Origin of the sequence: Rhodocytophaga rosea, assembly GCF_010119975.1 — a bacterium.
GTDB lineage: Bacteria > Bacteroidota > Bacteroidia > Cytophagales > 172606-1 > Rhodocytophaga > Rhodocytophaga rosea.
The window spans coordinates 6,257,767-6,271,009 of the sequence record NZ_CP048222.1; the positions used below are offsets into that span (position 1 = coordinate 6,257,767).

General features: G+C 42.2%; 9 protein-coding genes and 1 riboswitch. Of the genes, 3 read left to right on the forward strand and 6 right to left on the reverse strand.

The features are described 5' to 3' along the window. Window positions 1–34 precede the first annotated feature (34 nt). Both GXP67_RS25845 and GXP67_RS25850 read left to right on the forward strand, forming a co-directional pair. Window positions 35–949: a hypothetical protein gene (locus GXP67_RS25845; RefSeq protein ID WP_162445799.1), complete on the forward strand. Its 915-nt coding sequence runs from the start codon at window positions 35–37 to the stop codon at window positions 947–949. 55 nt (window positions 950–1,004) lie between these two features. After that, on the forward strand, window positions 1,005–3,068 hold the full coding sequence (locus GXP67_RS25850; protein WP_162445800.1) for a PAS domain S-box protein: 2,064 nt from the start codon (window positions 1,005–1,007) through the stop codon (window positions 3,066–3,068). A 117-nt stretch (window positions 3,069–3,185) separates the two neighbouring features. Here the strand turns inward: GXP67_RS25850 and GXP67_RS25855 are convergent, their stop codons facing one another. From GXP67_RS25855 to GXP67_RS25880, 6 genes are all read right to left on the reverse strand, one after another. Next, the gene (locus GXP67_RS25855) at window positions 3,186–3,773 is read right to left on the reverse strand and encodes a hypothetical protein (RefSeq protein WP_162445801.1); all 588 of its coding nucleotides are present in this window, start codon (window positions 3,771–3,773) and stop codon (window positions 3,186–3,188) included. Window positions 3,774–3,803: 30 nt separating this feature from the next. Further along, window positions 3,804–4,544: a (Fe-S)-binding protein gene (locus GXP67_RS25860; RefSeq protein ID WP_162445802.1), complete on the reverse strand. Its 741-nt coding sequence runs from the start codon at window positions 4,542–4,544 to the stop codon at window positions 3,804–3,806. Window positions 4,545–4,561: 17 nt separating this feature from the next. Beyond that, window positions 4,562–5,410 (reverse strand): hydroxymethylglutaryl-CoA lyase, encoded by an 849-nt coding sequence (locus GXP67_RS25865; RefSeq protein WP_197901770.1) that lies wholly within the window; start codon window positions 5,408–5,410, stop codon window positions 4,562–4,564. 97 nt (window positions 5,411–5,507) lie between these two features. Beyond that, a complete protein-coding gene (gene metF, locus GXP67_RS25870; RefSeq protein ID WP_162445803.1) occupies window positions 5,508–6,467 on the reverse strand; it encodes a methylenetetrahydrofolate reductase [NAD(P)H] in 960 nt (319 codons plus the stop codon). 56 nt (window positions 6,468–6,523) lie between these two features. Further along, window positions 6,524–10,336 carry a methionine synthase gene (gene metH / locus GXP67_RS25875; protein ID WP_162445804.1) on the reverse strand — a complete coding sequence of 1,271 codons (3,813 nt, stop codon included), beginning with the start codon at window positions 10,334–10,336 and terminating at the stop codon, window positions 6,524–6,526. 119 nt (window positions 10,337–10,455) lie between these two features. Further along, window positions 10,456–10,625: riboswitch (SAM riboswitch) on the reverse strand. Between the two features lie 89 nt (window positions 10,626–10,714). Next, on the reverse strand, window positions 10,715–11,965 hold the full coding sequence (locus GXP67_RS25880; protein WP_162445805.1) for an ATP-binding response regulator: 1,251 nt from the start codon (window positions 11,963–11,965) through the stop codon (window positions 10,715–10,717). A gap of 374 nt (window positions 11,966–12,339) precedes the next feature. Between GXP67_RS25880 and GXP67_RS25885 the strand changes: the two genes are divergently transcribed. Beyond that, a complete protein-coding gene (locus GXP67_RS25885; protein WP_162445806.1) occupies window positions 12,340–13,230 on the forward strand; it encodes a Ppx/GppA phosphatase family protein in 891 nt (296 codons plus the stop codon). The last annotated feature ends 13 nt before the right edge of the window (window positions 13,231–13,243 follow it).

Genomic DNA, 13,243 nt, shown 5'->3' on the forward strand with positions numbered 1-13,243 from the left:
GACCTGAATATGAGATATAATTAAAGAGCATACCTTGAAAACACTAATTGCAAGGCATACACCTAACCGCCTGTCAAAAGAGAGTTTCCGGATACTGCATCTGTTACAGATAGCCCAATGGATGAGTCTGGATGTGGCTGTAGGAGCCATGTGCAGTGCTGCTCTGGTATGCCGGTTGCTGGATATATGGCCTTTGCCCTGGGAGCCTATTTGTATTCTGGGTGCCGTAGTACTGCTTATTTACACTGTAGATCATTTGTTTGATGCGCAGCATATACCCGGAAAGCCTGTAACTGGCCGGCACCTTTTTCACTGGCAGCACCAACGTGAACTTCTGGTTTTCACAGCAATATTAACACTATTCACTGCATTTGCTGCGTTATTATTTCTACCCAGTCGCCTGATTGTGTTTGGAACTGTATTAGGGACTTTGGTGCTTCTATACCTATGGCTGGTCAATACACTCAAATCCGGACAAGCCAGACGATGGTTTCATAAGGAAGTGTGTGTAGCGTTTGTATATACAGCCGGCATATGGGGGGTAGGTTTTGTCCAGGCAAAATCGCTGTCGGCTATTCACTGGTTGCTTGCTTTTGCCTTTGGATTAGTGGTATTACAGAATCTGTTCTTATTTTCTTGGTATGAACTGGCTGAGGATATTCAGCAACAGCAACGGTCGGCAGTAGAAATCTGGGGACAAGAATCAAGCAGGAAAGTATTGTGGAGCCTGTTTATTGTTTTTGCAGGAAATGCCTGGCTACTCTACTCAATGACTGATGACTCTTTTATATATAGGGTGTTGCTTGGCTTTGGAATGATGTCGGGGATACTGGCGATGCTTTTCGCTTTTCCAAAGCTATTCAGAAAGAATTACCGGTACAGACTGATAGGGGATGGGGTGTTTTTTATACCTGGCTTCCTGCTTTTGATTCATTTATTATTTACATAACTTTACTAATCAGCTCTTTTATAAAGAACAGATTTTCAACCAACACTGGTTATTCATGGCAAATCCGGAAAGCAAATTGCAGGAAAAATTAAACATGGCTATCGATGAGGTAATGGCTACACACGAAGCTGCGTTTTTGCAAAAGAGGGCGCAACGGGATTTGCTGGAAGAAGTGATGCAAACCCAGCAAGCCTTACAACTGGCGCTGGAAGCAGCCCGAATGGGAAGCTGGGAATGGGATCTGGTTACTAGTAAGATTACCTGGTCAAAAGCCCTTGAACCCCTGCATGGGTTGAAACCTGGTGAGTTTGCAACCCTGTATGGCGGAAACTTTGAGGGCTTTAAGAAGCTGGTTCATCCGCAGGATATTATAATATTACAGGAAGCTATTGCCCAGGCACTAGAAGAAAAGACGTTTTATTCGGTTGAGTTCCGGGTAATATGGCCTGATGGAAGTATACACTGGTTAAGTGGCCAGGGCAGTGCCTTGTATAATGAAGAAGGTACTCCATTGAGAATGGTGGGGATTGGAATGGATATTACGGAGCGGAAAGAGAATGAAGCCAAATTGCGCCAGAGCGAAGAGCGTTTCCAGGTTGCGATTAAAAATTCTCCCATCCTGGTATTCAATCACGACAAAAACCTGGTGTATACCTGGCTGTACAATAATCCCAGGGCAGGCCGCTCCGATGAATGGGTAGTAGGAAAAACAGATGCTGATATATTGCCTCCACATGAAGCTGAGCCTATTATGGCCATCAAGCGGCGTGTACTGGAAACTGGCGCTGGTACGCAGGCAGAGATCCAATTAACCCTGGGTGGAAAGTTAAACTATTTTGTGCTGACGGTTGAACCTTTGTATGATACACAGGGAGAGATCATGGGAATTACGGGTGCTGCTTTTAATATTACTGAGCGTAAACAATATGAAGAGCAACTCCGCAAAAGTGAAAGGCTCAAACAGGAAATTTTTGAAGGTTCCGCAGATGCGCTTTTCCTGGTAAATGCCCGTACTAATTGTATTGAAGATTATAATCAGCAGGCAGTGAATTTGTTTGGTTATAAAGACAAACAGGAGCTTATTGGGAAACAGGCACATTCTTTACATAAACAAGCTTTCACCAAAACTGAAATACGAAAAATTCTCCGGGAAATTCAGGCCAATCATTACTGGACTTCTGAGGTAGAATATGTAAGCAAAACTGGTAGGGAATTCTGGGGAAATGCGGCTATTACCCTGATTCAGGTAGATGGTTCGGCTTATTTTCTGGTACGGGTACGCGATATTACCGAGCGGAAAAAAGCGGAAGAAGAAATTATCCGCAGTCAGCAGGCACTCCTTATCGAGAAGCAGCGCACAGAAGAGGCATTAGCCATTATTGCTAAGGATAATGAGCGTAAGACTAAAGAACTCGAAGAAGCCCGGGCTTTACAACTGTCTATGTTGCCGCAATCTCCGCCCGAACTCAAATATCTGGATATTGCCATGTATATGAAAACCTGTGTGGAAGTAGGAGGCGATTATTATGATTATAAAGTAGATGAGGAAGGCAACCTCACAGTAATTTTAGGCGATGCCACCGGACATGGATTAAAAGCAGGAATTGTAGTAGCTACGGTAAAGAGCTATTTCCAGACTCTGGCCAATCAGTGTACCGTAAGTGAGTTGCTGGCACGTATTTCAGAAGGTATACAAAATCTACAGATCCGGGGAATGTACATGGGCGTAACAGTAATTAAGATCAGAGAATGCCACCTCACCATTGCCTCGTCTGGTATGCCTCCCTTGTATCTATATAATAAAGTTAAAAATTCGATTGAGCAAATTACACTAAAAGGATTGTTTCTGGGGTCTACCATACCATTTCCCTACCAGTATACATACATACCCCTTAACCCTGGCGATACACTGCTTGCCTTGTCGGATGGACTTCCAGAATTATTTAACGCTGACCGGGAAATGCTGGGCTATGAACGTATTCAATCCTGCTTTAAAGCAGCAGCCAATCTACCTGCCGAACAAATTATCAAATGCCTGAACCAGACCTGCGAAGAATGGGCAGCCGGCCATGACAATGAAGACGATATGTCGGTGATTGTAATTAAGGCGAAAGAGTAAAGTCTGTGGTTATTTGTCTTTAGTATTTCGTTAAAATCCATGAATTGATTTTAACGAAAGTCTTAGCTTGTAGCCTCAATGACTAACCAAACACAATTCTCAGCAGATGCTGTGTTATTACGATTGGCGGTGCAGTTGCCGATTTTGTGTGGTGATAGATGGTATTTTCACCTTTTGTTCTATTTTCTCTAATGTACGCTTGTTTCTCCCAAAGGAAAATGGGAAACGCCCTTTAATGCCGGCAGCTAATCGTATGTTCACTAAAACTTCTCTTTCTCTGAAGAGGATAATAATTTCTTGGCCTGTTATAAATACCTTTGGATAACCTGCTACAGCATAATCCTGATTGTTTTTCAATGAAATCCATCCCTGTTGCTCTATTAAATCGTTAATGCACTGCCTGCTTTCCTTTTTGGATAAATTGGTTTTGATAGATATAAACCTTTTATTCAAATATATTTTAACTATAGTATATAAGGTTATTAGGATAGAGAGGATGAATAGAGCAAAGAAAATTACTTCTTTTGTATGGTTTATACTTGAGTTGGACCAATAAGTATTTGCTTTCGCACCAATAATAAAGGTTGCTCCTATTGGAAGCATCAAAAAGGTATGATCAGTAATCCAATTGCCCCAGCTCTCAATCAGGCGGCCTTTTGTTTTAGTCTCCTTAAAGTTGATTCCTATCAAATCTATTCCTGTCATATCTTTATACCATCTAGCACCCGGATAACACTACCACCCACTTGCCAACACATCGGCAATATGCATTACTTTAATGGACATCTTGTTTTTGTTAATATAGCCATTCAGGTGCATCAGGCAGGAATAATCGGTGGAAATGATGTAATCAGCTTTGGTTTCGATGGCATGTAATACTTTCTGTTCGGCCATTCCCACGGAAATAGACTCAAATTTTACAGCAAACGTGCCCCCAAAACCACAGCAGGTTTCATTGTCAATCATTTCCCTTAGTTCCAATCCTTCTACGCCAGCTAGCAATCGCCTGGGACCTTCTTTAATCTGACATTCGCGTAAGGCACTGCAGGAATCATGGTAAGTAGCAATTCCCGGAAGTCTGGCTCCTTCAATATATTCAATGCCTAATACATCGGTGAGAAATTCAGTAAACTCGTAGGTGTTTTTCTGTACCCGCAGGCAATCGTTAAAATGTGGTGAATTTTTGTTGAACAGATCTTCATAGGCATTTCTTACCATACCTACACAGGAAGCAGAGGGACTTACGGTATACCGGTCGGCATGCGGAAAATCTTTTAGGAATTTTTTGGCTACTTCGGCCGATTCTTCAAAGTACCCTGCATTGAAAGCTGGTTGGCCGCAGCAGGTTTGTTCGGGATTGTAATTGACAATGCACCCTACTTTTTCCAGCACTTTTACCATATTGAACCCAGTTTCGGGTGCCAGCTGGTCTACAAAACAAGGAATAAATATATCAACAATAAGCGGTTTTTGCATGGAAACAAAAGCATGAATTACACAGAAAACACTTGACTGGCATACTGGTATGCCTCACCAAATATAGCTTTATCCAGATGTAAATCTATGTGCTGTTGCTCAAAAAAGTCAATCATTTTTTCGGTAGCCATATTTCCGGTAAGTTCGTCGGCCGCCATCGGGCATCCGCCAAATCCTCTGATCGCACCATCAAACCGGCGGCAACCAGCATTGAACGCCGCCTGAAGTTTTTCGGAAATAGTATCTGGTGTAGAATGCAAATGTGCGCCAAACTCTACCTTTGGAAATGCCAGTAAAAGAGTAGTAAATAGCGCTTCAATTGTTTCTGGAGTAGCACAACCGATGGTATCAGAAGGAGCAATGATTGAGATTCCCAGGTTAATTAATTTCTCTGTTAGTTCTCCGGCAATGACTGGGTTATAAATATCGCCATAGGGATTGCCAAAGCCCATCGACAAATATACAACAAGCTGTTTACTATGCTTCAAACACAGGTTTTGAATGAGTGCGACTTCTTCCAGTGCCTGCGAAATAGATTTGTTGGTATTCCGCTGTTGAAAGGTTTCAGATAAAGAAAGTGGAAATCCAAGATAGGTAATTTCTTCAAAAATAGTGGCCTGTTCTGCACCACGCAGATTAGCTATAATAGCCAGTAATTTACTTTTGGCACCCGATAAATCCAGCTTTGTAAGTACTTCTGCGGTATCCCGCATTTGTGGAACGGCTTTCGAGGAGACGAAACTTCCAAAGTCAATCGTATCAAAACCTACCCGGAGCAATGTATTGATATAGGCCGCTTTTATCGTAGTATCAATAAACCCATGCAGCCCCTGCATAGCATCTCTCGGACATTCGATAAGTTTAATCGTTTGCAAAATAGTTAGATGGTTATAGTGTCGAATTGTTGAATAGCTGGATGATTCAAGACTTCCTCAGCAATTAAACCATCCAGCCATTTAACTATTAAAACAAGGCTGAGGCTATTTTCTTTACCGTGTCGGATTTGCCCATGGAATAATAATGCAGCACTGGCACACCAAATTTCATGAGTTCTTTGGATTGCTGAATGCACCATTCTATACCTACTTGCTTGGCTTCTGCGTCTGTTTTACAGTTTTCAACAGCTTCGGCCAATGCATCCGGAATATCGATATGGAAAATACGGGGCAGTACGGTTATCTGCTTTTTAGTAGTAATCGGCTTTAAACCCGGAATGATCGGGATGGTAATGCCTTCTTCCCGGCATTTATTTACCCAGTCACAGTATTTTTCATTATCGAAAAACATCTGGGTTACTACATAATCGGCTCCCAGTTCCTGTTTCTTTTTCAGGTACTTAATATCAGTACGTAAGTTGGGCGCTTCAAAATGTTTTTCCGGATACCCTGCTACGCCAATACAAAACTCAGTGGCAATAGGCGTTTTCATTTCTTCATCCAGATACATTCCTTTATTCATGTTGCATACCTGCTTGAGCAGATCTGTTGCATAATGATGTCCATCCGGCTCGGGGCTAAAAGTAGGCTCCGTTTTAATAGGATCACCCCGGAGTACCAGTACATTCTCAATTCCTAAAAAGCTTAAATCAATTAAGGCATTTTCTGTTTCTTCCTTGGTAAAACCACCACAGATAATGTGTGGGACAGCATCTACATGGAAACGATTCATAATAGCTGCACAAATCCCCACTGTTCCAGGACGTTTACGGGTAGAAATTTTTTCCAGTAGCCCATTTTCCCGTTTTTTATAGATGTATTCTTCCCGGTGATAGGTTACATCAATGAACGGAGGTTTAAATTCCATTAAAGGCTCAATCGCCTCAAATAAGCTGTGGATACTTTCGCCTTTTAAAGGAGGCAGGATTTCAAAAGAGAAAAGTGTTTTGTTCTGTGCGTCTTTAATGACTTGGGTTACTTTGGTCATTTCTGTTTTAGAAAACTTCTTTAGATGAATTGATATTTTAAAGTAGATTATACTATTTAGTCATAATTCAGATTAGGAGCCAGCCATCTTTCGGCATCTTCCACAGACATCCCTTTGCGCCTGGCATATTCTTCTACCTGGTCTTTAGCAATTTTGCCCAATCCGAAATATTTAGATTCCGGATGTGAAAAATACCATCCACTCACAGAAGAAGCCGGATACATCGCAAAACTTTCAGTGAGTTTTATATCAACCTGGTTTTCAGCATCCAATAGATCGAATAAGATACGTTTTTCGGTATGATCCGGGCAGGCTGGATAACCGGGGGCCGGACGAATGCCCTGGTATTTTTCCTCAATCAGGTCTTCGTTGCTCAAACTTTCCTTACGGTCGTAGCCCCAGAATTCTTTTCTTACCCTTGCATGCATGAGTTCAGCAAAAGCTTCAGCTAACCTATCTGCAATGGCTTTGATCATGATGCTGTTGTAATCGTCATGGTCTTTTTCAAATCGCTCAATCAGCTTTTCTATGCCAATACCAGCTGTTACCGCAAAAGCGCCAATATAGTCGGCTTTGCCTGTTTCGATAGGTGCTACAAAGTCAGATAGGGAAATATTGGGAAGATTAGCCCCTTTTTGCCCTTGCTGACGCAGGAAATGAATTTTATTGCCTATTTCAAACTTAGCATGTTTTGTAATTTCCGGCGCATATTTCGCCGCTGAACCATTCATCGCTTTTAATTGATAATTGAGAGAGGTATGGCTTCCATGTTTGTCGCAGGCAACTTCTACTTCTTTCTCTTCAAAATCATACAAAATAACATCATCATCTACAGCATTAGCCGGATAAAAACCAATTACCGCTTTGGCTGTAAGTAATTTCTTTTCAATTACTTCCTGCAAAAGCGCATTTGCATCCTCAAACAGCTTTTTGGCTTCAACTCCTACCGTTGGGTTATCGAAAATTTTGGGATATTTGCCCTGCAACTGCCAGGTCTGGAAGAAAGGAGTCCAGTCTATATACCTGGCGATTTCGGCCAGGTCATAGTCATGAAAATACTTATTACCTAAAAAAGCAGGCTTGGTAATTTTAGTAGATTCCCAGTCAATTTTTGTCCGGTTCTCCCTGGCTTTTTCAATCGGAATATAATTTTTATCCTTCTGGCGGGAGGCATGGTCCAGACGTAGTTTTTCATATTCTGCTTTAATTTCAGCCGAAAACTCGCCGATAGATTTCATATTCGCTAGTTTGCCGGCTACCGGTACGCTCCGGCTGGCATCCAGTACGTGAACTACTGCCCCAGAGTAATTAGGCGCAATTTTTACGGCGGTATGAATCCGGGAAGTAGTGGCTCCGCCAATGAGCAACGGTATCTTAAAACCCTGGCGTTCCATTTCTTTGGCTACATGCACCATTTCATCCAGAGAAGGTGTAATTAATCCGCTCAGACCAATAATATCTACATTGTGTTCTCTGGCCGTTTGCAGGATTTTTTCGGCAGGCACCATCACACCCAGATCAATTACTTCATAATTGTTGCAGCCCAGTACGACGCCTACAATGTTTTTTCCAATATCATGTACATCCCCTTTTACAGTAGCCATCAGAATTTTGCCGGCTGTATCGCCTTTGCTATCTGATTTTTCATTGGGGTTGGCTGCTGCATACCTCACTTTCTCAGCTTCGATATAAGGCAATAAGTAGGCTACGGCTTTTTTCATCACCCGGGCGCTTTTTACGACCTGTGGCAGAAACATTTTTCCTTCGCCAAACAGATCACCCACTACGTTCATACCATCCATTAAGGGGCCTTCAATCACCTGCAAAGGTTTGTCATATTGCTGACGGGCTTCTTCTATGTCCTGATCAATGTAGTCTACTACTCCTTTTACAAGAGAGTGTGTTAATCGCTGCTGTACGGTTCCTTGCCGCCAGCTTTCGTCTTTTATCTGCTCTTTACCTTTGGATTTGATGCTTTCTGCAAAATTTACCAGTCTCTCCGTACTATCCGCACGGCGGTTCCACAATACATCTTCTACCAGTTCTAATAGGTCTTTGGGAATATCCTCATACACCGCAATCATCCCGGCGTTGACAATCCCCATATCCATACCTGCTTTAATAGCCCGGTAGAGGAAAGCAGAGTGCATGGCCTCCCGGACTACATCATTGCCCCGGAAACTAAAGGAAATATTGCTTACTCCACCGCTTACTTTCGCATAAGGCAGGTTTTTCTTGATCCACTCGGTCGCTTTTATAAAATCAACGGCATAGTTATTATGCTCTTCAATACCGGTAGCTACCGTGAGAATATTGGGGTCGAAAATGATGTCTTCGGGCGGGAAGTTGAGTTCTTTGGTCAGAATAGTATACGCACGTTCGCAAATTTCTATTCTACGCTCATAGGAATCAGCCTGGCCTTGTTCATCGAAGGCCATAATAACCGCAGCAGCTCCATAGCGTTTTACTTTAGTGGCATATTCTTTAAATTTCTCTTCTCCTTCTTTGAGAGAAATAGAATTGACAATGGCTTTCCCCTGTACACATTTTAAGCCTGCTTCAATTACCGACCATTTGGAAGAGTCGATCATGATAGGCAGTTTGGCAATATCCGGCTCAGAAGCGATCAGGTTGAGGAAAGTGACCATAGCGGCTTCAGAATCGAGCATGCCTTCATCCATATTTACGTCGATCACCTGTGCACCGCCTTCTACCTGATTGCGGGCTACAGACAGAGCGGCTTCAAAATCTCCGGCTTTAATCAGACGGGCAAACGCTTTTGAACCAGTTACATTGGTACGTTCACCGATATTGACAAAGTTGGCTCCGGGAAATATCTTTAATGGTTCCAGTCCGCTGAATTTGGGTAAGTGGTCATCTGTAGGAACCTGGCGTGGAGGATATTTAGCAGCTACATCAGCAATAGCCTTGATATGATCGGGTGTGGTGCCACAACAACCACCAATTACATTGATAAAGTTGTGTTGTAAAAAGTCTTCAATCACAGTGGCCATGTGTTCTGGTGATTCATCGTATTCACCAAACTCATTCGGTAATCCGGCATTGGGGTGGGCTGAAGTGAAGAAAGGCGCTTTGTTGGCTAATTCTTCCACATAAGGGCGAAGCAAATCTGCACCCAGGGCACAATTGAAGCCCACGCTCATGAGCGGAATATGCGAAACGGAATATAAAAATGCCTCTAGGGTTTGTCCGGAAAGGGTACGTCCGCTGGCATCGGTAATGGTGCCGGATACCATTACCGGAATCCGTTTTCCTATTGCATCAAAATACTGCTCAATGGCAAATAAAGCGGCTTTGGCATTTAATGTGTCAAAAATAGTTTCAACCAGCAGTAAATCTGCGCCACCATCCATCAGGCCTTTTACCTGCTCAGTATAGGCGGTAACCAGTTCGTCGAAGGAAACAGCCCGGTAGCCAGGGTTATTTACATCCGGCGAAAGAGAAGCCGTACGGTTTGTTGGGCCAATAGAACCAGCCACAAAACGGGGTTTATCCGGATTGGCTTTGGTAAATTCCTGGGCGACTTCCTTTGCAATTCTGGCTGACTCATAATTCAACTCATATACCAGATGCTCCATATGATAATCGGCCATGGCAATAGAAGTGCCGCTGAAAGTATTGGTTTCGGCAATATCGGCTCCGGCTTCAAAGTACTGACGGTGAATTTGCCTGATAATCTGCGGCTGGGTTAAAGAAAGCAGATCATTATTGCCCTTCAGATCATGAGGGAAATCTTTAAAACGTGCGCCCCGGTAATCAGCTTCTTCCAGCTTGTAGCGTTGAATCATGGTTCCCATGGCTCCATCGAGCACCAGGATACGTTTGTTGAGCAGTTCTGTAATATTCATCTAACCTATATATTTTCTTTGTGAACACATGTACAAACAAACGGCCGTAGCCATAGGGCTTGCACACAGTATCATTACAGAGCTTATTCAGTAAGGGGGAGGGCTATAGGGTAGCATCTTCCTTATCTTCCTTAAGAGTTATGGCTCTTAAGTGGAAAGTAGCACCGTAATTCAATGATAAATTGATAATGAGAATGAATATTTTATTATCTTTTTTCTTTCTTCATTGTCACTGAAAAGGTTGCTAAGACATCATCGGGTCCATTCCCTCCGTCTTTCTGGATAAGTTGTATTGAAATTGATGTAAAAATAAACAAACAATTATTAATAAAAAAATAATAATTGTATTGGCATAGTTTACTTAAATTTTATCCTTAATTATTCCTGTTTGAGGTTAGGAAGTGTGATTTTTATCTCCGTTCCTACGCCTGGTTCACTTAACAAAGTAAGCGTACCATTGAGTTTCTCCACACAATTTTTTACTATATATAAACCTAAGCCTGAACCTTTTGCCTGCATGTTGTGCCGGAAAAACATATCAAATACTTTGGATTGTACCTCCTTTTCTATGCCCTGTCCATTATCCATTATCGTAATTTCCATGTTATTTTCTTTAGAACTGATGTCTATGGTAATAAAAGCACTTGTATCATCAGATCGATAGTTAATCGAGTTATCAATCAGGTTATTCAACAAAGTACTGATTAAGAAAGGATCGCTGAAAAATGATTTTGGTTGCTGAACAGACAATTTGAGTGTTACCTGTGCTTCTTCCATTCTTTTCTGCAAGGGAGCCGTAACCTGTTCGAGTAAACCCTGAAAGTTCACTTCCTTTATTTCAGCATCCATGTATTTAATCTTGGTCACTTCCAGTAAGTTAGCCAGGGTAGAGTTAAGTTTCTGGGCACTGTCACTGATCATAGCAAGGTATTTTACTGATAATGGATCAGTTAAATCTATCCTGGCAATATTGGTAACCCCTATCAGAGAGGCAAGAGGACCTTTTAAGTCATGAGACGCTTTATAGACGAAGGTATCGAGTTCTTTATTACGGGAAGTGAGTTGTTCTTCAATATGTTTACGCAAGGTCATTTCTTCCACCAGCTGTTCATAAGAATCTTTCAGTTCGGCAGTGCGGCTCATCACACGCATTTCCAGGTATTTTTTATACTCGCTCAGTTCCTTGTTTTTATTGAGCAATAATTTGCGTTGTTCCTTGAGCTGTTCGATAAACCGGCTGTTTTTTACAAGCCGCACAATGGTGCTCACCATCAATTCAGTGGAAAGTTCACTTGTAATAAGTACATCCTGAACTCCCATTTTAATAGACCTGGAAATGGCTTTGGCGTCATTCACCGCTGTAATCCAGATGACCGGATACCGCCTGTATGATTTGCTATGCTTAAGCTCCTGTAGAAATTGAATAGTAGCCTCTGCCTGGATATCGGCGTCCATCAATATACAGTGCGGCCGGTATTTTTCGATTTCAGCAGGTGCCAGTGCAATAGATGTAAAATGATGCAAATCAAAGGAATAGGCTACCTCTGCTGCTAATAAAGCCGCATACTGCTCAAAGGCAGCTGTGTCTTCAGTCAGAACCAGGATTTTATAGCTGGAAGCCTTTTTCATACAAACAGGGATAACACCACACGCAATAAATACCATGTGTATCCGGTGTGCAGTATACTATAATTCCTTTTGTCAGAAATGGTGTAAATGCTCAGATTTTGTACATGTACCAATCTAATTGATTTTAAGCAGCAAAATGAAGATCTGATTTATGTTGAAACAGGTTCTGTAAAAAATAAGACACCTTCTAATAGGTACTTTGCGAGAAAAAGTATTATACTGCCTTGATTCCCAGAAACTAGAATAAGGGCCGTTTAGGTAACCGCAAACAGTATGTAACCGTGAAAGGTGGACATAATATTTTGGTAATTTTATTAAATTGTCACGTCTTATTTTACAATTTTAATTTTCTAACACATACTAACTCTCTTCTATTGAAACTTGCAGCCATTGACATCGGCTCTAATGCCGCCCGACTACAAATCACCAAAGTACTGCACGATGGGATGCAGGTGAATTTTAAAAAAGTTGAATATGTGCGTTTCCCGCTCCGCCTGGGCCATGATGTGTTTACTATTCGTGTGATTGGCCCGGACCGGGAGGAAAAGCTTATGAAGCTATTGCATTCTTTTAAACTGTTGATGGAATTGCATGAAGTGAAAGATTATTTTATATGTGCGACTTCTGCCATGCGGGAGGCTGATAATTCTGCCGAAATTACGTCCAGAGTCCATGCAAAGCTGGGGATGCGCATTCATGTAATTGAAGGAAGCCGGGAGGCAGAACTTACCAATAGGGCGATTGTGAGTTACCTGATGGCGGATAAAGATTATATTCACATAGATGTGGGCGGAGGCAGCACTGAACTGAATCTGTATAAAAATAAGGTAAAAGTGGCAGCTAAATCGTTTAAAATCGGTTCGGTACGCCACCTGGAACACAGCGAATCACCGCTGACCTGGCGTAAAATGAAAGAGTGGATAGAAGATCATATTCATGGGATGCAAATGCCATTAACCGCCATTGGGACTGGAGGTAACATCAGTAAGATTTTTGAAATGGCCGTTAAAAAAACTGAAACCTCCATCACCCGTACCGAAGCGGCCAGGGTGCAATCCTACATAGCCGGATTTTCGCTCGATGAACGTATCAATCACCTCCAGCTCAACCCTGACCGGGCAGATGTAATTGTGCCGGCTACGGATATCTACCTGTCGGCGATGAAGTGGGCGCATGCCGAAGAAATTATTGTGCCGGATGTAGGGCTAAAAGATGGTATTATTCAGATGTTGTACGAAAAGCATAATAAGCCCAAAAGCGGATGAATCTTTAAAATCC

What these genes read in the sequence shown, in the direction of transcription:
- GXP67_RS25850 (WP_162445800.1), top strand. Translation starts at nt 1,005, where the DNA reads ATGGCAAATCCGGAAAGCAAATTGCAGGAAAAATTAAACATGGCTATC.
- GXP67_RS25855 (WP_162445801.1), bottom strand. Translation starts at nt 3,773, where the DNA reads ATGACAGGAATAGATTTGATAGGAATCAACTTTAAGGAGACTAAAACA.
- GXP67_RS25860 (WP_162445802.1), bottom strand. Translation starts at nt 4,544, where the DNA reads ATGCAAAAACCGCTTATTGTTGATATATTTATTCCTTGTTTTGTAGAC.
- metF (WP_162445803.1), bottom strand. Translation starts at nt 6,467, where the DNA reads ATGACCAAAGTAACCCAAGTCATTAAAGACGCACAGAACAAAACACTT.
- metH (WP_162445804.1), bottom strand. Translation starts at nt 10,336, where the DNA reads ATGAATATTACAGAACTGCTCAACAAACGTATCCTGGTGCTCGATGGA.
- GXP67_RS25880 (WP_162445805.1), bottom strand. Translation starts at nt 11,965, where the DNA reads ATGAAAAAGGCTTCCAGCTATAAAATCCTGGTTCTGACTGAAGACACA.